This is a genomic window from Micromonospora antibiotica, from assembly GCF_017599305.1.
Classification (GTDB): domain Bacteria; phylum Actinomycetota; class Actinomycetes; order Mycobacteriales; family Micromonosporaceae; genus Micromonospora; species Micromonospora antibiotica.
On sequence record NZ_JAGFWR010000003.1, the window covers coordinates 262834 to 281612 of the forward strand.

The 18779-nt window shown below is 72.0% G+C and carries 12 protein-coding genes; 2 read left to right on the forward strand and 10 right to left on the reverse strand.

Annotated features, from left to right (window positions below):
• From JQN83_RS09410 to JQN83_RS09450, 9 genes are all read right to left on the reverse strand, one after another.
• Positions 1 to 1077 (reverse strand): Wzz/FepE/Etk N-terminal domain-containing protein, encoded by a 1077-nt coding sequence (locus JQN83_RS09410; protein WP_208566678.1) that lies wholly within the window; start codon positions 1075 to 1077, stop codon positions 1 to 3.
• An 11-nt stretch (positions 1078 to 1088) separates the two neighbouring features.
• Positions 1089 to 2588: an O-antigen ligase family protein gene (locus tag JQN83_RS34075; RefSeq protein ID WP_208566679.1), complete on the reverse strand. Its 1500-nt coding sequence runs from the start codon at positions 2586 to 2588 to the stop codon at positions 1089 to 1091.
• A 64-nt stretch (positions 2589 to 2652) separates the two neighbouring features.
• Positions 2653 to 3939 (reverse strand): glycosyltransferase family 4 protein, encoded by a 1287-nt coding sequence (locus JQN83_RS09420; protein WP_208566680.1) that lies wholly within the window; start codon positions 3937 to 3939, stop codon positions 2653 to 2655.
• Between the two features lie 245 nt (positions 3940 to 4184).
• Positions 4185 to 7403: a ThuA domain-containing protein gene (locus JQN83_RS09425; RefSeq protein WP_208566681.1), complete on the reverse strand. Its 3219-nt coding sequence runs from the start codon at positions 7401 to 7403 to the stop codon at positions 4185 to 4187.
• A 442-nt stretch (positions 7404 to 7845) separates the two neighbouring features.
• Entirely contained in the window at positions 7846 to 8958 is a 1113-nt protein-coding gene (locus tag JQN83_RS09430) for a sugar phosphate isomerase/epimerase family protein (RefSeq protein WP_307799121.1), read from the reverse strand.
• Positions 8959 to 9410: 452 nt separating this feature from the next.
• Positions 9411 to 9989: a TlpA family protein disulfide reductase gene (locus tag JQN83_RS09435; protein WP_208566682.1), complete on the reverse strand. Its 579-nt coding sequence runs from the start codon at positions 9987 to 9989 to the stop codon at positions 9411 to 9413.
• Complete coding sequence (locus tag JQN83_RS09440) at positions 9986 to 10456, reverse strand: hypothetical protein (RefSeq protein ID WP_208566683.1); 471 nt, start codon at positions 10454 to 10456, stop codon at positions 9986 to 9988. Before JQN83_RS09440 ends, JQN83_RS09435 begins: the two co-directional genes overlap by 4 nt.
• Positions 10457 to 10532: 76 nt before the next feature.
• Positions 10533 to 12536, reverse strand: coding sequence for a M6 family metalloprotease domain-containing protein (locus JQN83_RS09445; protein WP_307799124.1), 2004 nt, complete (start codon positions 12534 to 12536; stop codon positions 10533 to 10535).
• 315 nt (positions 12537 to 12851) lie between these two features.
• On the reverse strand, positions 12852 to 13769 hold the full coding sequence (locus JQN83_RS09450; protein ID WP_307799125.1) for a dihydrodipicolinate synthase family protein: 918 nt from the start codon (positions 13767 to 13769) through the stop codon (positions 12852 to 12854).
• Positions 13770 to 13992: 223 nt separating this feature from the next.
• On the opposite strand from JQN83_RS09450, the gene JQN83_RS09455 reads away from it, so the two are divergent.
• Both JQN83_RS09455 and JQN83_RS09460 read left to right on the forward strand, forming a co-directional pair.
• Positions 13993 to 15225: a PucR family transcriptional regulator gene (locus tag JQN83_RS09455; protein ID WP_208566685.1), complete on the forward strand. Its 1233-nt coding sequence runs from the start codon at positions 13993 to 13995 to the stop codon at positions 15223 to 15225.
• A 382-nt stretch (positions 15226 to 15607) separates the two neighbouring features.
• A complete protein-coding gene (locus tag JQN83_RS09460) occupies positions 15608 to 18043 on the forward strand; it encodes a M14 family metallopeptidase (protein ID WP_208566686.1) in 2436 nt (811 codons plus the stop codon).
• Between the two features lie 52 nt (positions 18044 to 18095).
• Here JQN83_RS09460 and JQN83_RS09465 read toward each other — a convergent pair whose 3' ends face one another.
• Positions 18096 to 18767, reverse strand: coding sequence for a TcmI family type II polyketide cyclase (locus tag JQN83_RS09465; protein WP_208566687.1), 672 nt, complete (start codon positions 18765 to 18767; stop codon positions 18096 to 18098).
• Between the last annotated feature and the right edge of the window lie 12 nt (positions 18768 to 18779).

The window sequence follows — 18779 nt, forward strand, 5'->3', positions numbered from 1 at the left end:
CTACCGGCGGCGGGAGTGCTGCTCGGGCACGGTCGCCGTCACCGCCGGCAGCACCACCGTGTCGTCACTGCTGCGCCGCCCACCGGTCGGGGCCGGGGTGGCCCGGCCGACGGCCGCCGGTCGTCCGGCCCGACGGCTGCGCGCCAGCCACTCCAGCACCGCCACCAGCAGCACGGCCAGCAGCAGGCCGGCACCGGACACTGGCAGCACCAGTGCGACCAGCGCCTTCATCCGGGACACCGGCTGCGCCTCGCCGACGCTGGTCACCTTGTCGGGGTCGGCCGCCTGGGACTGGGCGCGGGCCTGTTGCAGGCCCTGCCGGGCCGAGGCCAGCGCACTGGTGGCGCTGTCCCGCTGGGCGATCAACGCCTGGTAGTCGGGCAGCTTCGGGCCGAGTTCGTCGAGCCGCTTCTGCCCGGCGCTGATCGAGTCGGCGGCGGCGTCGGCGCCCCGGCTGTTGCCGACCGCCTGCATCTGCAACTGCTGCTGCCGCAGGCTGGCGATCTCCTGCAGCGTCGACTGGTAGAGCTTGTCCGGCTGGCTGACCTTGTTGGTCTTCTCCCAGTCGTTGATCGCCCGGGTGGCGCCGGTCAGCTCGTCGGTGGCCGCCTTCACCTCGTCGGTGGCGATGTTGACCTGGCTGGTGAACAGGAACGCCAGGGCACGCTTGCCGGTGGCGGTGAGCACCGGGGCGACCGTGGACCGGTCGTCGGCGGTGTAGGTCACGGTGAGCTGGCTGCTCGCGCCGACCTGCTTGACCGCCAGGCCGTCGCGCAGCGCGTCTGCGGGGACCCCGGTGTCGGCGGCCACCTGGTCGACCACCTGCGGGGAGGTGACCGCCGCGGCGAAGGCCGCCGCGAACTGGTTGGCGGCCTGGGTGCCGGTGTACTGCTGGGCGGCGCTACCGCCGACCAGCGCGGGCGCGGCGACGTAGGAGGTGGCGGCGTACTGCTGCGGGCCGAGCAGGACGATCGACGCGGCTGCCGCCCCGGCGACCAGCGGAATGCCCACCAGCAGCCAGAGTCGACGCCGCGCGACCCGCAGATAGTCGACGATCTCCACCCTGGTGCTCCCCACTGCTTGATCCTTCATCGGTTGGTCCGGCCGGTCGTCACCGGTCGGGGCGTCGCCGGCCGGGCCAGGTCGTCCGGTAGCCCGCGGGCGACCGCGCCGGCTGCCGCGGCGAACGCCGCGAAATACCACAGGGTGACCACGTTCGAGATCACGTTGGACGCGGCGCTGACCGCGACGAAGGCGACCGCGCAGCCCAGGAAGCCGATCGCGATGCCCCGGCCGAGCGTGCCCGGTGGGGCCCGGCGCAGCGCGTTGAGCCCGGTGTGCAGGCACAGCGCCATCATCGCCAGGTACGCCAGCAGCCCGGCCAGCCCGGTCTCCACGTACGCGCGCAGGAAGTCGTTGTGCGGCTTCTTCGCCTCGTCGGCCTCGAACTTCGTCATGTTGGGGCCGATCCCGGTGACCGGGTTGCGGTTGGCCAGCGACACGATCTCCGACCAGTAGCCGACCCGCCAGGCGAGGGTGTTGCCGGTCGGGCCGCCGCCCACGGCGCTGCTGTCGGCGAGTTGCCCGAAGCGGTGCGCCACGCTCGGCAGCAGGGCCACCCCGGCCACCGTGACCAGGCAGAGCGCCACCAGCATCCGCCGGCTGCGGTGCAGCACCGCGACCACCAGCAGGCCCAGCCCCGCACCCAGGATGGCGCTGCGGGTGTTGGTGAGCAGCAGGAACAGCAGCGACGCGGCGAGCAGCACGCCGAGGCCGAGGCGCAGCCGGCGGCTCAGGTAGCGGTGGATGCCGAACCCGAAGATCACCATGAACATCAGGTAGCGGCCGAACGTGGTGGACTGGCTGAACGGGCCGCTGATCCGGGTGAAGTCCCCCTTGACCTCGGCCGGCGGGTGGCCGAGCAGGGACAGCACGGCGGTGTAACCGACCGCCAGCGCCAACGAGACGTACGCGGCGAGCAGCACCCGGCGGACCGCCGGCAGATCCGGCATGAGCTGTTCCAGGACGACGAACATCACCACCACGGTGCCGATCCGCAGCGCCTCCAGGGCGCTGGGCACCGGCTGCGCGGCACCGGCGGCGCTGACCAGGCAGGTGGCCCCGACCAGCAGCATCGCCACGCCGAGCGGGGAGCCGCGCAGCCGGCCGTGCTGCCGCAGTTGGGCGGCGAGCCAGAGGCCGGCGGCGAGCAGGAACAGCACCGCCAGGATCGTCGAGGGGTCCATCGTGCGGGTCGCCCCGGCACCGTCGGCCCGGCCGGCCGTCGGGCCGCTGAGCTTGAACAGGTCGACGCAGGACCGGACCGCCAGCATCAGCAGCACGTACGCCGAGAAGCGGGTCAGCGCGAGCGCGCCGACGGCCAGCCCGGCGAGGATCACCAGGGGCAGCACGGCGGCGATCCGGCCGCCCCCGGTCACGGCCAGCCCGGCGCCGACCGCCACCACGGCGCAGAGCAGCGCCGCGCCGCCGGTCAGCAGGCGGGTGGTCCGGTCACCGGCGGACCACCCGCGGGGTCGCCCACCGGGCAGGCCGAGGTCGCCCTCCGTGCCGTGTCGCTGTCCGTCCACCGCTCGCCGACCACTCGTTTCCAGGGAACTGTTGCCGGTCGCCGCCGACGGCCGGGAGAACGGCCTAATCTAACGGGCGACGCGATCGGGGGACATGGGCCGTTACGTCGGCCGTGGGCGACCCAACGTCCGGTTCCTCGGGGCGGGGGGCGCGCAGGGCCAGCGAGAAGTAGAGTTTTTCCAGCTCGCGGGCTGCCGCGTCCCAGCTGTACTCGGCCATGACCCGGTCGCGCAGCAGCGCGGCACCGGCCCGTTCGGCCGGTACGTCGGCGGTCACCGTGGCCAACGCCCGCAGCAGGTCGTCGGCGTCGCCGTCACGGAACAGCCGGTGCCCCGGGCCGTCGTGGGCCAACACCTCACGGTGGGGTTCGATGTCGCTGGCCACCACCGGCAACCCGTACGAGGCCGCCTCCAGCAGGGTCAGCGGCAGCCCCTCCAGGCGGGACGGCTGCACGAAGGCCGCCGCGTGCGAGTACAGCTCGGCGAGCACGTCGCCGTAGACGAAGTCGGTGAACACGATGCGCGGGTCGTCACCGGCGGCCTGCCGCAGCCCGGCGACGTACTCGTCGGTGAAGGACGAACCGCCGACGATGGCCAGCCGCAGGTCGGTCGGCAGCCGCCGGAACGCCCGGACGAGCAGGTCGGCGGCCTTCTCCGGGACGAGCCGACCAACCAGCAGCAGGTAGCCACCGGGGCGCAGGCCGAACCGGGACAGCTCCCGGGGCGGCCGGTGGGTGGGGGTGGCCACCCCGTTGGGGATGTAGCGGGCCGGCCGGCCGAACCTGCTGGTGTAGTGCGCCGCCAGCCCCTGCGACACGGTCACCCGGGCGTCCGGCAGGTGTCCGCTGAGCCGGTACGCGGTGCCGAGCACCGCCCGCGCCGCCCGGCCCCACTTGTCGCGCTGGTTGTCCAGCCCGTGCACGGTGAGCACCACCCGGGCCCGGGAGGCGTAGCGGGCCAGCGGCGCGGTCAGCACCGGGCCGAGACCGTGGTAGTGCACGATGTCGGGGCGCTCGGTCAGCGCCGCCAGGGTCGAGGTGGCCGAGTGCACGATGGCGTCGAGGTGCTTGCTGGGCACGGTGCGGGCCCGCCGCAACCGGATGCCCCGGTGCCGGGTCGTCTCCACCGCGCCGTAGCTGTCCCGGCAGTAGACGGTGATCTCGTGGCCGAGCCCGGCCAGCCGACTGGCCATCTCCTCCACGTGCCGTTCGATCCCCCCGTAGGTGGCCGGCACGCCCTTCTGGCCGATCATCGCCACCCGCAGCGGACGCCAGCCCGGCGGGCAGGTCACGGTCGGCCCCGAACGGTCGGAGCGGAGTTGCTCTCCCCGATCGGCGGCTTCGTCACGCAACGGCACTGTCCCCCCTCGTTTCTGCTCCTCACCGGGTTGGTGGCGCTGTCCCCGGCGCACGGGACGCTAGATCATCGACGATCGGCCGGCCACTGGCCGGTCAGTCAGACCTGGCCGGACACCACCGGTGTCCGGCCAGGTCGGACACCACCGGTGTCCGGCCGGTCGACCGCCGGTGACCACCCGGCACCGATAAGACGCCGGGAGGACGGAGTCTCCGTCCTCCCGGCGACCGGAGGGTGACGTCAGGAGGTCGGGCCGCCGAACTCCACCCAGTTGAGGTTGAACAGGCTGGTCGTGGGTCCGCCGGAGACGGGCTTGAAGACCAGGTAGAGCGCGTGGGTGCCGGCGGCCTGGCTGACCGGGAAGGTCTGGCTGGCCCAGGCGCTGGTGCCGGTGGTCGCGTTGAGCGTCGCGCTGGTCACCAGCGCACCGGTCGGCGAGTCGAGCCGCAGCTCGACGATGCCGCGCGGGGTTCCGACGGTGGCCGTGGAGCCACCGGCGTACCGGAAGGTGATCTTGTCGATCCCGCCCAGGTTGATCGGGTCGAGCGCGATGTGGTCACCGTTGTCGATGCCGGCCACGTGCTGGCCGCCACCGGCGTCGGTGGTGTTGGCCAGGGTGACGCCCTGCTGGACCTGGGCGAACTCGGCCTGCTGCCGGAAGGTCTGCAGGACGATCTGGTCGAGCGAGGACAGCGCCGGCTGGCCGTTGGCGCCCTTGTCGGTGTAGGTGGCGCTGATCGCGCCGTACAGGTAGCCACCGGCGTGGTCGGCGCCGTCGGCCGGGGTCTCGAACGAGCCGGAGCAGCCGTTGGCGTCGCTCATGCCGTGGCCGTGGGTGTCGTGGCCGAGCACGAACGAGACCGTGACCCGGCTGCAGTCGATCGGGCCGTCCTCGGGGTCGGTCACGGTGACCGTCCACGGCACGGTGTCACCCCAGTTGAAGAACGTGCCGGACAGCGGCGAGGTGACCTTCACGGTGGGCGCGGTGTTGCCCACGGTGATCTCGCGGGTGAGCACCGCCGTCTTGCCGCTGGTGTCGGTGACCGTCAGCTTGGCGGTGAACACCCCGACGGTGGTGTAGGTGTGCGACGCGTCCCGCTGGGTCGAGTCGGTGCTGCCGTTGCCGTCGAAGTCCCAGGCGTAGGTGATGGTCTCGCCCGGGTCCGCGTCGTAGGAGCCCTCGGCGGAGAACTGCACGGTCAGCGGCGCCGCACCCGAGGTCGGGCTGGCCTTCAGTTCGGCCACCGGCGCCCGGGTGCCCTTGGCGTAGCGGATCACCGACAGCGCGGCGTCCGGGTTGGCCCGGAAGAAGCCGTCGCCGTACTCCAGCAGGTAAAGGCTGCCGTCCGGGCCGAACTCCATGTCCATCGGGTTGTCGAAGACGAAGCCCGGCAGGAACTGCTCCACCCCGACCAGCTTGCCGCTGCCGTTGGTGCGCATCATGTAGATCTTGTCCCGGGTGAACTCCCCGAAGACCACCGCGTCGTTGTAGTACTCCGGGAACTTGGTCTCGGAGGCCAGCGCGGCGTCGTACTTGTAGACCGGGCCGCCCATCGGGCCGACGCCCCCGGTGCCGAGCACCGGCCACTGGAACTCACAGGTGCCCGGCGGGGTGCTCAGGTACGCCTCGGCGCAGGTGGTGGTGGCCCGGAAGGTGTAGTTGAGCTGCGGGTCCTGCACCGGCGGGAGGACCCGACGGCCGGTGTTGCGCGGCGAGTCGTTCACCGGCGCGGCGCAGTTGAACGCGCCCTTGGACTGCTTGGTGACGAAGTCGTAGTCGATGTACGGCAGGGTCGGCGAGTAGCAGTACGGCCAGCCGTAGTTGCCTGCCTTGTTGGCGGCGATCCACCGCCCGGTGCCCTCCGGCCCCCGGGCCGCGTTCGGCACCTGCGAGTCCGGCGAGTAGTCACCGATGTAGACGAAGCCCCGCGAGTCCACGTCGAAGCGGAACGGGTTGCGCAGGCCCATCAGGAAGATCTCCGGGCGGGTCTTGTCGTCGCGGTCCTCGGCCTCGGGGAAGAGGTTGCCGGCCGGGACGCTGTACGACCCGTCCGCCTTCACCTTGATCCGCAGCACCTTGCCCCGCAGGTCGTTGGTGTTGCCGGCGGAACGCTGCGCGTCGTAGCCCGGCCCCTGGGTCGGCGACTCGTTGATCGGGGTGAAGCCGTCCGAGCCACCGGCGTTGGTGTCGTCGCCGGTGACCAGGTAGAGCAGCCCCTTGCCGTCGAACTTGATCTCACCGGCGACGTGGCAGCAGACACCCCGGTCGGTGTCGACCTTTATGATCTTCTGCTCGCTGGCCAGGTCCAGGTGCGGGGTCGGCTCCTCCACCCACTTGAACCGGGAGAGCTGGTTGTGCCCCTTGTAGGCGTCCCACGCGCTCGGGTCGGTGCTGGTCACCGGCGCGTCGGTGATGGGGGTGTCGAGCTTCGGCGCGTAGTAGACGTAGACCCACTTGTCGGTGGCGAAGTCCGGGCCGACGGTGACCGACTGGAGGCCGTCCTCGTCGTGCTGGTACACCGGGAGGGTGGTGATGACCGGGCTCGCGCCGGTCTTCGGGTCGTACAGCCGGATCTCGCCGGCCCGGGTGTTGTGCAGCACCCGACCGTCGGGCAGCACCGACAGGGTCATCGGCTCGCCCGGCTCGTCGTTGAGGATGACCTTCTCGTAGTTGGCCTTGACCGTCGCACCGCAGTCGCCCTGGACCATGCCGGCCGACCACTGGATCGCGCCGAGCAGGTGCTTGCGGAACGCCCCGTTGGCGTACGTGTCGGCGGAGTCGCCGAGTCCGGTGTAGAACGACCGGCCGCCCTGGAAGTCCTTGCACCAGGAGATCGGGTGGTCGAAGCCCATGGTGCCGCCGGTGAAGGACTTCTCGTCCACAGTGGCCAGCACGTGGGCGGTGCCCCGGACGTTGGTGGTGAAGTTGTACCACTGGTCGTTGAGGGTGAGCTGCCGGGCGAGCGGCTTGCTCGCCGGGTGCGCCCGGTCGGCCACGTCGATGGTCGCCGACCCGCTCGACGCCGTACCGGCCACGGTGGTGCCGACGATGTCGCGGTAGAACGTCCACGATGGTTCGGCCTCGACCGCGGCGTGCACGCCGAGGTAGCCACCACCGTTGCGGATGTAGCGCTCGAAGGCCGCCTCCTGGCCGCCGTTGAGCACGTCGCCCGTGGTGTTGAGGAAGACGACCGCGCCGTAGCTGGCCAGGTTGTCGTCGGAGAAGGCGGTCGCGTTCTGGGTGACGTCGACGGTGAAGCCGTTGCCGTTGCCCAGGGTGCGGATCGCGTTGACGCCCTTGTCGATCGACGGGTGACGCTCACCGTCGGTCTTGGTGAACACCAGGACGCTGGTCTGGTCCTGGGCCGGCTGGGCCAACGCCGGGGCGGTCGCGGCGAGCGGGACGACGATCCCGACCCCTGCGATCGCGGCGAGCCATCGGTGTACCGATCTTGCCATCTGGTTCCTCCGGTGGGGGACGATGTGCTACCTGCTCCGGGCGGGTGCCGGGGCCACCCGGGGTGTCGTGGTGCTGCGCCTGGCTCTCCGGTGGGGCGGGACGACGCCGTCCCTGCCCCGGGATGGTTCGCCGACCGGTGAGCCGCCGCACGGTCCGGGGGCACGGCCCGTGCTGCGGGCACGGGGCATCGCGGCCCGGGGTACGGGTCGGAAGAGGTGACGTGGTGGCGGGCGGGGCCTGCGGGGGCGTACCGCCCGGGGACCGTGCCGACATCCTGCCCGGGTCTGCCGGGGCGGGGTCGGGGCGTGGCGGTCGGCAGGCGACGGCGTCCGGGCGGTGGCGGTCGCGTCAGGGGACGCGACCGCCACCCGGGAGCCGCCGACGGTGGTGCGAACCGCCGGTCGGTGCCCAGCTGCGGCCGGTAACCGGCCGTCGGGGCGGTCAGTCGTTGCGGTAGATGGTCAGGTCGGCCATGTTGGCGTAGCTGAGCCGGGCGAAGTCCAGCGACTGGCCCGGGTTGGCGGCACCGCCGGGGGCGGTGTCCATCTCCCAGTTGGCGTGGTGGAACTCGGACTCGCCGATGGTCTCGAAGAACTGCTGGAAGTTGATGTCGCCCTCACCGAGCGGGATCATCTCGTAGCCGTTGGCCAGCGTGCTGTTGCGGTTGCCGTCCTTGGCGTGGAACAGCGGGAACCGCTTGGTACGCCGGGCCACGTTGAGGATCGGGTCGAACAGCGAGGTCTTCTGCTGGCCGGCCGAGTTGGTGTACTTGGTGTGCTTGAACCGGGCCACGTACGCCCAGTAGATGTCGCACTCGAAGTAGACGTACTTCGGGTCGGTCTTGGCGAAGAAGTACTCCAGCCGGCGCACGCCGGAGGAGCGGGTCGGCTTGCCGTTGGCGTCCAGCGGGCCGCTGTCGAGCAGGAACGAGTAGGCCACGTCGTGGTTGTGGGTGTAGAGACGCATCTTGCGTTCCTTGGCCTGCCGGCCCAGCTCGTTCCACAGGTCGGCGGCGGCGTCCCAGTCGGCCTGGTAGGCGCTGTTGGTCGGGTCGCTGCCGGTGCCGATGTTCTTCATGCCGAGTTCCTCGGCGATGTCGAGCTGCTGCTGGAAGGTGGCCGCGTTGATCGACGTGTGGGTGCCGTTGGCGACGAGGCCGTTGTCGTCCAGGATCTTGCGGATCTCGGTCGGGGTGATCTGCCGGCCCAGGATCGAGGTGTGCTGGTTGTAGCCGGCGAACTCGATCTCCTTGTAGCCCATCTCGGCCAGGCTGGCGAGCACCCGCTCGAAGCCGTAGGGCACGCCGCTGTCGTCGGGGGCGGCGGAGATCCGGTCCCGGACGCTGTAGAGGATGATGCCGCGGTTCTGCGTCGGGATGAGCGGGTCGACCCGCCACTTGCCGTCCGCGCGGGCCGGGCCCTTGGTCTGGAGCACCGGCAGTCCGGCCGCGCCGAGGACGGCGGCGGCGCCGGCCGACGCGGCGAGCAGCCGACGACGGGTGACCTGGGCACGGTACTGCGGGTCGGCGGCCAAACGGCGTTGTTCCTCGTTCACAATTTCCACCTTTCGAGGGTGGCCCTGCGGCCACGGAGACGTGCGAGTCCTGCTGGGAGGGTCGGTAAGGACCTGCGCCGCCGAATACGCGTGGCCCGGTGGATGACTGGTCGATCAAGGGGGGATGTCAGCCGTGTTACGTCCGTGAACCGGACACTAACGGTGGCTGACGGCTAAAGATAGACCTCGAACGGAGAAACTTTTGCTCGCCTAAACAAAAGTTCTCGATGGTCGGAGACCCTGCCCGAACGGCCGCCCAGACCCGACTCCCTGGTCGATTCCCCGACCCCCACCAGCGCGAACAGCGGCGGCGTCCCGGAGGCGGGCAGGCGGACACGGCGCGGGGCACGGTGTCGACCCCACCATCGAATCGACACCGTGCCCGACGCGTCGCCGCGGACCGCTGCGGCACCGGCCGGCGTGCCGCTCCCCCGAGCGGGTGACCCGGCCCGCTATCCGGAACCGGCCAGCACCAGCTCCCCGATCCGCTGCTCCAGCGCCGCCGCGTCCAACCCGCCCGGCCAGCCCCGCAGCAACGCACCCCCCTTGGCGACCAGGACGACGGCCGGTGGCTCCCGCACCGCGTACGACCGCCAGACGGTCTGCTGCTCGTCGACCACGACCGGGTACTCCACCCGGTGCGTACGCAGGTAGTCCTGCAACTCGTCGGCCTGGTCCGCGCCGGCCACCCCGACGAAGACCACCCGGTCCCGGTGGCGGCGGGCCAGCTCGCTCAGCGCGTCCTGCCGGGCGACGCAGGTGGTGCACCAGGAACTGAAGAAGGTGAACACCACCGGCCGGTCCGCCCACAGCCCGGCGGCGGTGAGCGGGGTGCCGTCGGTGAGCGCACCGGTGAACGCGGGGGCGGCCGGGGCGGTGCCGGGGGGCGGGCGCAACGCCAGGTCGGCGGGGACCGGACCGGGCAACGTGGACGCGCCCCCGGCGAGCACCGGCGCGGTCTCCGCGGTCGGCCCCGCGGAGCAGCCGGCCAGCAGCAGCACCGCCAGCAGCGCCGCGAGCAGCCGCCTCATGCCGGCACCACCGCCACCAGCGCCGGCCCCTCGCTGCTGTCCGGGGTCAGCTCCAGCGCGGGCCGGCCGGCCACCTCCAGCCGGTACCCGGCCCGCTGCGGCACCTGCACCGGCACCGCGAACTCGCAGTAGGTCGGCACCCGTTCCACCTCGAGGTCCTCGGCGAACGCGGCCACCGCCGTGCCCGCCGGCAGGGTCCCGGTGACCAGGGCCGCCCCGTCGGGGTCGAGCACCCGGAACGGCGCCCGGTGGTGGAAGTAGAGGTACGGCCCGGTGCCGGCGCAGTCCACACCCTCGGCCCGGATGTTGATGTCACGAACCAGGACCCGGACGGTGATCGGGCTGACCGCCTCCGGTCCGCCGTCGGTGCCGGCACAGCCGGTCGCCCCGGCCAGCAGCGTCACCCCGGCCGACAGCAGGGTCAGCAGCGCGCCGGTGCCGCGCCGGGCACCCGTGGACAGCCGCACGTCGTCTCCTCCCACCCGTGCGTCGGGTCCGGGGCGGCGTGTGCCGTCCCGGACCCGACGCGACGATCGATCCCGGTCAGGACTTCTCCACCCGGCACTGCTTCGTCACGGTCTTCGACGGGTCGCTCTCCGAGGTCGCGGTGAGCTTGACGAAACCGGTGTCCGCGGCGGCGGCGGTGGCCCCCACCGACACCCGGACGGTGGTGGACTTGCCGAACTGGGCCGTGGCCAGCGGGTTGGGCAGCCAGGTCCGCCAGCCCTTGCCGGCCACCTCGGCCGAGAGCCGGTAGACGTCCGACTTGAGGTACGCGGTCACGTCCTCCGGGTGCTGCTGCCCACCGGCCGAGTACGCACCGGTGTTGGTCAGCTCGAACGAGCAGGTCACACCCCGGTTCGTCGGCTTGCCGGTGCTGGTCACCTCACCCTTGCCCAGCGTCACGCCGTGGCTGCTCGGCCCCCCGGTGCCGTCCAGCGACCGCACCGCCACCGTGTACGACAGCGAGCCGGCGGCGTCCCGCTTGAGGTCGATGACGTAGAAGTGCAGCCGGTTGGCCTCGTCGACGTACTCGTACTGACTGCCGGTGTCCGCCCCGGCGTGGAACAGCGCGTCGGAGAGCTGCCGGTAGTCACCCATGGTGATCTTCTGCGGGGTGCCGTCCGGCCGGTAGAAGTCGATCATGTCGATGTCCTGCGGGTTGGCGTCCACCACCCACTGGAACGGCGCGCTGTCGGCGTTCTTGGTCTTGCTCAGCAGCACGCCCCGGTCCGGGGTGAACGAGTCCGCGCCCATCCGGTCGACGACCTCGACGGTGTAGTTGTTGAAGCTGCCGCCGTCGCACAGCGGGTTCGTGGCGACCGTGCAGGCCGGCGAGAGGTCCTTGTTCAGGGCGATGTTCACGCCGGTCAGCCCCTTCGGGCCGGCGTCGACCGCGCGGGCGGTCACCTGGGCGGTGACCATTCCGGACGAGGCCAGCGCCTCCCGGGACAGCCGCAGCACGTGCTCCTCACCGAGCAGGCCGATCTTGAGCTTGTCCCGCACCGTGTGCAACGACCCCATCGAGCCACCGTTGGTCGGCGGGATCTGCCAGCGGGTGTGCGGGCCACCGGGGCCGTTGAACGAGCCCCGCGACATCATGCTCCAGATGCCGGTGTACGCCCGGCGTAACGGCTCGCCGTACGGGTTGTTGTAGTTGTCGCCGATGCCGAGCAGGTGGGTCAGCTCGTGGGCGTACACCCCCATGCCGGAGCTCTCCCCCTGGGTGGACGAGCCGGACCCGGCGTTGGGCCACAGGGTCGCCGCCGCCTTCCAGGACGTCCACTCGACGTAGCGGGTCTTGGCCCAGTTCGGCAGGTTGGGGTCCGGCGGGCCCCAGGAGTCCGGCACGTCCTCCTTGTTCTGGAAGATCATCTGCCCGAACTCCTGCCAGGTGGACGACTCGTCCTGCCCGGCGCTGAGGATGAAGACCAGCTCGTACTGGTTGGCGACCTCGTCACCGACCGCCGCCCGCCAGGCGCCCAGCCCGTCGGTGCGGATGTTCTTGTTGCAGGCCTCCCCGCCCGGGCAGGCGCCGGGGTTGAAGCTGTTGTCCAGCCCGTACTGGTAGGACTTCGCCGGCAGCTGGTACGGCCCGAACCCGGCCAGGTCCACGCCGTAGCGCCCGTTGGAGTCCTGCATCCAGTACTCGTGCAGGGTGTGCCCCTTGTTCAGGGTGTTCGGGGTGTTGAGGAAGTCCTGGTAGAACTTCGGCACGTCGGCGCGGGGGATGTTGGCCGCGACCGACTGGGGGTTGCCGAAGACCGTCGAGCGGGCCCGTTGGGACACCGCGAACGTCTGGTCCGGATAGTCGAGCGCGACCAGGGCGATCTTGAAGTTGCGGATCGTGCCCCGCACGCTCGGGTCGGCCCAGTTCTTACCCGGCACCGCCTGGTAGTCGTCCCAGGTCATGGTGTCGGGGTTCTGCCAGGCCTGCGGGTCGAGGACCTGGAACGGCGCGGTGCCGCCGGCCGGATTGGCCGGGGCCGCGGCAGCCTGCGCCGCGCCGGTCACCACCAGCGTGCCGGCCAGGACCGCAGCCAGCACGGAACGCCTCAGTCGGGGTTTGTTGCGGGTAACACGGTGCACAGGTTCACCTCTCGTCGGGAGGGACACGGCGTCCGGTCCGGTGTCGGCGGGGGGTGGCTGCCGGGGCACCTGTCACTGGGCCGCGCAGCGAATCTAGGAGGACGGGCCGGGGCCGGTCACCGTGCAGATGTCGGCAGGTGGACCGGCCGCTTCCGACACCTGAAGGACCCGCGTCGGGTCACGGCGGGCCACCAGCCTCCGCCGGGGCCTCCCCGACCCGTCCGGTCCACCCGCCCGGCCCGCCCGTCGACCGGCCCCGCCGGCCGGGGTGGTTCACCGGGGACGACCGTCGACGACCGGATCGACGGTGACCGACAGGGCCCGGACCAGGTCCCGGCGCAGCCGGGCGACGGCCGGCGGCGGCAGCGGACCGCGCGGCGGGCGGCACCGGCCGCCGAACCGTCCGGCGCAGTCCATCGCCAGCTTGATGGCCTGCACCGCCTCCGGCCGGGAGCCCCAACCGAATGCCGGGTGCAGCTCGGCGTAGAGCGGCAACGCCCGGGCCAGATCCCCGGCGACACAGAGGTCGTAGAGCCGCAGGGCCTGCCGGGGCAGCGCGTTGGACAGGCCGGAGACCCAGCCCCGGGCCCCGCACAGCACCAGTTCGAGCAGCACGTCGTCCGCGCCGGCCAGCACGTCCACGTGCGGGCAGAGGTCCCTGATCCGGTGCACCCGCCGCACGTCACCGGAGAACTCCTCGACCGCGACGATCCCGTCGGTCTCGGCGACCCGGGCGAGCAGCTCCGGCCTCAGGTCGACCCGGGTGTCGTACGGGTCGTTGTGGGCCACCACCGGCAGGCCGACGGCGGTCACCTCCCGGTAGTGGGCGACCACGTCGGCGTCGCCTGCGGGGTAGCCGTCCGGGGGTGGGGCGAGCACCCCGGCGGCCCCGACGGCGGCGGCCTGCTCCGCCCAGCGGCGGGACTGCCGGCTGCCGTACCCGCCGACGCCGGGCAGCACCGCGCAGCCGGGTGGCGCGGCCTGCACCGTCGCCCGTACCACGTCGGCCCGCTCGTCGTCGGACAGCGCCCGGTACTCCCCCACCGACGCACACGGCGTCACCCCGTGGCAGCCCGCCTCGGCGAGCCACCGCACGTGCTCCTGGAGCCGGTCGAAGTCGACGCCGAGGTCGTCACGCAACGGCGTGGTGATGGCGACCAGCACCCCCCGCCAGGGCCTACCAGCTGTCACTCGGGCGTTCCCTCCTACGCGCCGGCGGCCCGCTGCCCACCGCAGGTGGAACCCTACGATCGTCGATCGTCGTGGCTCTTCGGACAATTGCCGGAACAGTCGCCGTGGGGGCCGTCCTTTTGTCGGTATATCCGCGGTGGACCTTGCGCACAGGCCCACCGGCCGCACAGGGTAGGGCACCGGCTGTCGCACCCCCTGCCGCGCAGCCAACCAGGGGAGATCCATGCACGGTGAGCTTCAGCGCATAGTCGACGCCGTCGCCGCCCGGGTGGGGCGTCCCGCCCTCATCGAGGACCGGCGGCAGCGGGTGGTCGTCTACAGCGAACACGACGGGCCGATGGACGAGGTACGCCGGATGTCGATCCTGCGCCGGCAGACCACCCCGGAGGTGATCGCCTGGTTCCGCCGGATGGGTGTGCTCACCGCCCGCGAGCCGGTGCGTACCCCCGCCGACGTGGCCCTCGACCTGCTCCCCCGGGTCTGCGTGCCGATCTGGCACGACGACCTGCTGCTCGGTTTCGTCTGGTTCATCGACGACGACGGGTCGATGACCGACGCGGACATCGCCACCGCGACCGGTGCCTTCACCGACCTGTCGCTGGCCCTCTACCGGGAGAACCTGCTCGGTGAGCTGGCCTCGCAGCGGGAGTCCGAGGCCACCCGGACCCTGCTGGTGGAGAGCGCGCAGGCCCGTGCGCACGCCGTGCGTGCCCTGCTGGAGGAGGGTACGGTCGCCGGTGACGGCACGACCACGGCGGTGGTGGCCCAACTCGCCCCCGTCACCGGGCGGCACCCCGACGAGATGGCCCGGATCGCGCTGGAACAGGCACTGGTGGCGACCCGCCGGTGGCTCGGCGTACGCGAGTCGCTGCACATGGTCTGGCCCGACCACGGGGTGCTGCTGATCTGCGGTGGTCGGATCGCCGGCCGGCCCACCCCGGAGGTCGCCGCCGGGCACCTCGACGAGGCGCTGGGGCAGGCGACCCGGGGGCTGTCCTCGGTGGAGCGCACGGTGACCGGCATCGGTCAGTCCCGCCCGGGGCTGGCCGACGCGGTGCAGTCGTACCGGGAGGCGGTGCAGGCGGCCCGGGTCGGTGTCCAACTGCCGGCGCTCGGCCGGGTGGTCTCCTGGGCCGGCCTGGGCATCTACCGGGTGTTGTCGCAGCTGGACGCGCGGCACCTCGACGTCGCCGGGGTGCACCCCGGGTTGGAGCGGCTGCTGCGCGACGACGCCCACCAGGTGCTGCTGGAGACCCTGGAGGCCTACCTCGACCTGGCCGGCAACGCCCACGCCACGGCCGAGAAGCTGCGGCTGCACCGGACCACCCTCTACTACCGGCTGCAACGCGTCGAGCAGCTCGCCGACACCGACCTCAAGGACGGCAACGAACGGTTGTGCCTGCACCTGGCGATGAAGCTGGGCCGGCTCACCGGCCACTACCGCACCCCGTCCTGACCGTGCCGGCCGCCCGGCGACCGTCGGGACAGGACACCCGCACCGCCGCACTGTGACAGCCCGTGTCCGGCCGGACAGATCATTGACAGATCCGAGCGGGTACGGCCAGGATGGGCGCACCGATCGGCAATGCCCCCAGGACCGACCGTAACCAGGTACGCCCCCCCGCCCGTCACGCAGACCGGATCGGCGCCGGTCCGTCGCCGCCGCGCGTCCGGGAGACACCCCGTGTCCCCCGTCCTGCGGCGGGTCGACGTCATGACCGGCCGCCCACCGTCGCCCGACTGTCGGCGTCCGACCTCCCCGTTTCGTACCCCGCCCGACGGCGGGCGCTGCCGCGCGCCGTCGGCCCGTCGTGCACCCCCAGGAAAGGTGGCCCGAGATGTCTCGTTCCGCACTGCCCCGCCGCTGGCGGCGGCTACCCGCCGCCACGGCTGCCGGCGTGGCGTTACTGCTGCTCGCCGGCCCGGCGACCGCCGGCACCGCCGCCCCGCCCGACCGGGAGGCCGACGCCCCGATCGGGCTCGAACGCTCCGCCGACGAGCAGGCCGACGTGGTGGAGGTGGTGGTCGACGGCACCGCCGCGCTGGACGAGCTGGTCGCCACCGGGGTCGACCTCGACCACCATGTCACCCAGACCGCGCAGGGCATCGTGGTGCACGCCGTGGTCACCCCGACCGAGGTCGCCGCGCTCAAGCGGAGGGGCTACCGGGTCGGTGCCGTGCTGCACGACGCGGCCGACTCCGCGCAGCGGGTCAGCGAGCGGGACGCGACGATCGCCGCCCACCAGGCCGAGAACCGGGCGTACACGGCGACCCTGCAGCGCAGCGCCGCCACCTCCGACGTGAAGATCATCCGGGCCGACTACTACACCTCCGGCACCAACCAGGTGCTTTCGGTTGAGGCGAAGTGGGCCCAGGGTCAGACCTCCACCAGCACACTGACCGTGGCCCGCGACAGCGGCCCCGGCACCGAGATCGGCTCCGGCGGCACCCAGAACATCTCCCGGTTCGTCGACGCCGGGGTCTACCTCTATCACCGGGGCGCCGCCGCCGTCACCGCCCGGCCGCAGCGCATCCAGATCACCAGCCCCACCGGGGACGTGGCGGTCGCCGAGGTGAAGGAGTGGCTGCCCATCCCGGCCGACAGCCCGGAGGGCCCCGGCTACCAGAAGGACTTCGTCACCAGCTACCTCACCCCGACGGAGCTGTACGACCGGATCAAGCGGCTGGCCGACGCCTACCCGCAGCTCGCCGAGGTGGTGAAGCTGCCCTACCAGACCAACGGGTACCGGCGTAAGGCGCAGGTGGTGCTCGGCGGGACCAACGCCACCCGGGTCGCGGTCGACTCGCTCGCCTGGGGGCACGAGGGCGGCAACGACATCACCGTCGAGCTGGCCAACCCGGGCGCGGCCGACAGCCCGCTGGCGGTCACGGTGACCGGCAAGGCCATCCGGGTCAGCCTGGCCACCGACGCCGCCGGCACGGTGACCAGCACCGCCGCCCAGGTCGCCGCGGCGCTGACCGCCGAGGCGGGTGCGCTGGTCACGGCGTACACCTACCGGGGGGACGCCGGTGCCGGGGTGGTCACGCCGGTCGCGTCGACGCCGCTGACGGACAACCTGAAGGCCCCGGCCGGGGTGTCCCGCGACCCGCACCCGGTGTACGCGATCCGGATCGGCAAGTACCGCGACGGCTCCCGCACCGGCGTGCTGGCCTACGCGCAGGAACACGCCCGCGAGTGGGTGCCGCCGCTGGTGACCATCGAGACCGCCGAGCGGCTGCTGCGCAACCACGCCACCGACGAGAACACCAAGCAGCTGCTGCGCACCCTGGACATCTGGATCGTGCCGTCGATCAACCCGGACGGCGGGCACTACTCGTTCTACGACTACGCCTCGCAGCGGCGCAACATGACCAACCACTGTGCCCCGGGCGGTGCCACCGACGCGCTGGCCCGCAACTCGTGGGGGGTGGACAACAACCGCAACTACACCGAGTACAGTCTCTTCGACGGCTACTCGGGGGCATCGGCGAGCTGCACCGGTGACACCTACGCGGGACCGAGTGAGCTGTCCGAGCCGGAGAACCGCAACGTCGACTGGCTGGCCCAGCGGCCCAACATGAAGTTCTCGATGAACCTGCACTCCTCCGGCAACTACTTCATGTGGTCGCCGGGCGCGTACGCCACCCCGGGTCGGATCTCCGCGCCCCGGCCGACGCTGGCCGACGAGTCGTTCTTCTGGGGCGCGTCGTCGCGCATCCTCACCGCGATCAAGCGGCACCGCAACATGGCGGTCACCCCGGCCCGCACCGGCCCGATCTCCGACGTGCTGTACTCGGCGGCGGGCAACTCCGGCGACATGCTCTGGTACAAGTACGGCATCTACGCCTGGAACTTCGAGGTGGGCACCAGCTTCCAGCCCACCTGGGACGAGGCGCACCAGGAGACCATGGAGTTCAGCAACGGCCTGGTCGAGCTGCTGCGGGTGGCCCGGGACTTCGACAAGGACAAGAAGCGCCCGACCAGCACCCTGGCGGTCACGCCGAGCGCCACCGAGGGCTCGGTCAGCGTCCGGTTCGACACCAGCGAGCCGGCGGCGGTGTTCTACACCCTCGACGGCTCCCGGCCGACGTTCGACTCCACCCTGTACGCCTCGGCGGGCATCCGGGAGGGGGGCGAGACGCTGACCGTCCCGGCCGGCACCAAGGTGCACTGGTTCTCGGTGGACGCCGCCGGCAACATCGAGCGCAACTACCGGCCGGACGACGACAGCCTGACCTTCAACCGGGGCTGGGCGACCCTGCCCACCGGCTGAGGCCGACACCAGCGGGGGTCCGCGCGGTCGGACCCCCGCTGGTCGGCCCGGGTCAGTCCTGCGCCCGCCACCGGTAGAACTCGGTGGCCACGGCATCGAGCGGGCTGCCCCAGGTGTCCGGGTCGAACGGGCTGATGTACGGGCTGAGATCGTCCATGATCTTGGCGAAGACCGGTTGGTCGTGGCGTTGCTCCACGGCGCCGTCGAACGACTCGCCGACGCGCTCCAGCACGTGCAGGTAGACGTCGTCGATCGAGTACAACCACCGCCCGGTGACCCCCATCATGGCGGGCAGCGGGCCGGCGTCGGACTCGGCGAAGATCTGCGCGACGGTGGGTTCCGCACCGGGCTTGATCCGGGCCACGATGACCGTCCGGCTCGGCTCGCCCGCGTCGGCCGGCGGCTCGGCCGGCGCCCAGGAGTAGAACTCCTTCGCCACCGAGTCCGACGGGTTCTGCCAGTCCCTCGGGTAGGGCGTCACGTACGGGGCGATCTGCTCGGCGATCTGCTGGAAGGCGGGCAGGCCCCGGGTCTGCCCGGTCACCCTCGGGTCCGCGTCGCGCTCGATCAGGTGGATGTAGAGGCCGTGGAACGACAGCAGGGTCCGCCCGACCACGCCCAGGTCCTGCGGCCGGGTGGTCCGGTCGTAGTAGCCGAACACGTCGGCGACGGTCTGCTCGCTGCCCGGCACCATGGAACAGACGATCACGTTGCGGAAGGTCATCGGAACTCCTCG

Excerpts from the sequence above, each read along its gene's own strand:
- JQN83_RS09425 (WP_208566681.1), bottom strand. The coding sequence starts at position 7,403 with ATGGCAAGATCGGTACACCGATGGCTCGCCGCGATCGCAGGGGTCGGG.
- JQN83_RS09435 (WP_208566682.1), bottom strand. The coding sequence starts at position 9,989 with ATGAGGCGGCTGCTCGCGGCGCTGCTGGCGGTGCTGCTGCTGGCCGGC.
- JQN83_RS09455 (WP_208566685.1), top strand. The coding sequence starts at position 13,993 with ATGCACGGTGAGCTTCAGCGCATAGTCGACGCCGTCGCCGCCCGGGTG.
- JQN83_RS09460 (WP_208566686.1), top strand. The coding sequence starts at position 15,608 with ATGTCTCGTTCCGCACTGCCCCGCCGCTGGCGGCGGCTACCCGCCGCC.
- JQN83_RS09465 (WP_208566687.1), bottom strand. The coding sequence starts at position 18,767 with ATGACCTTCCGCAACGTGATCGTCTGTTCCATGGTGCCGGGCAGCGAG.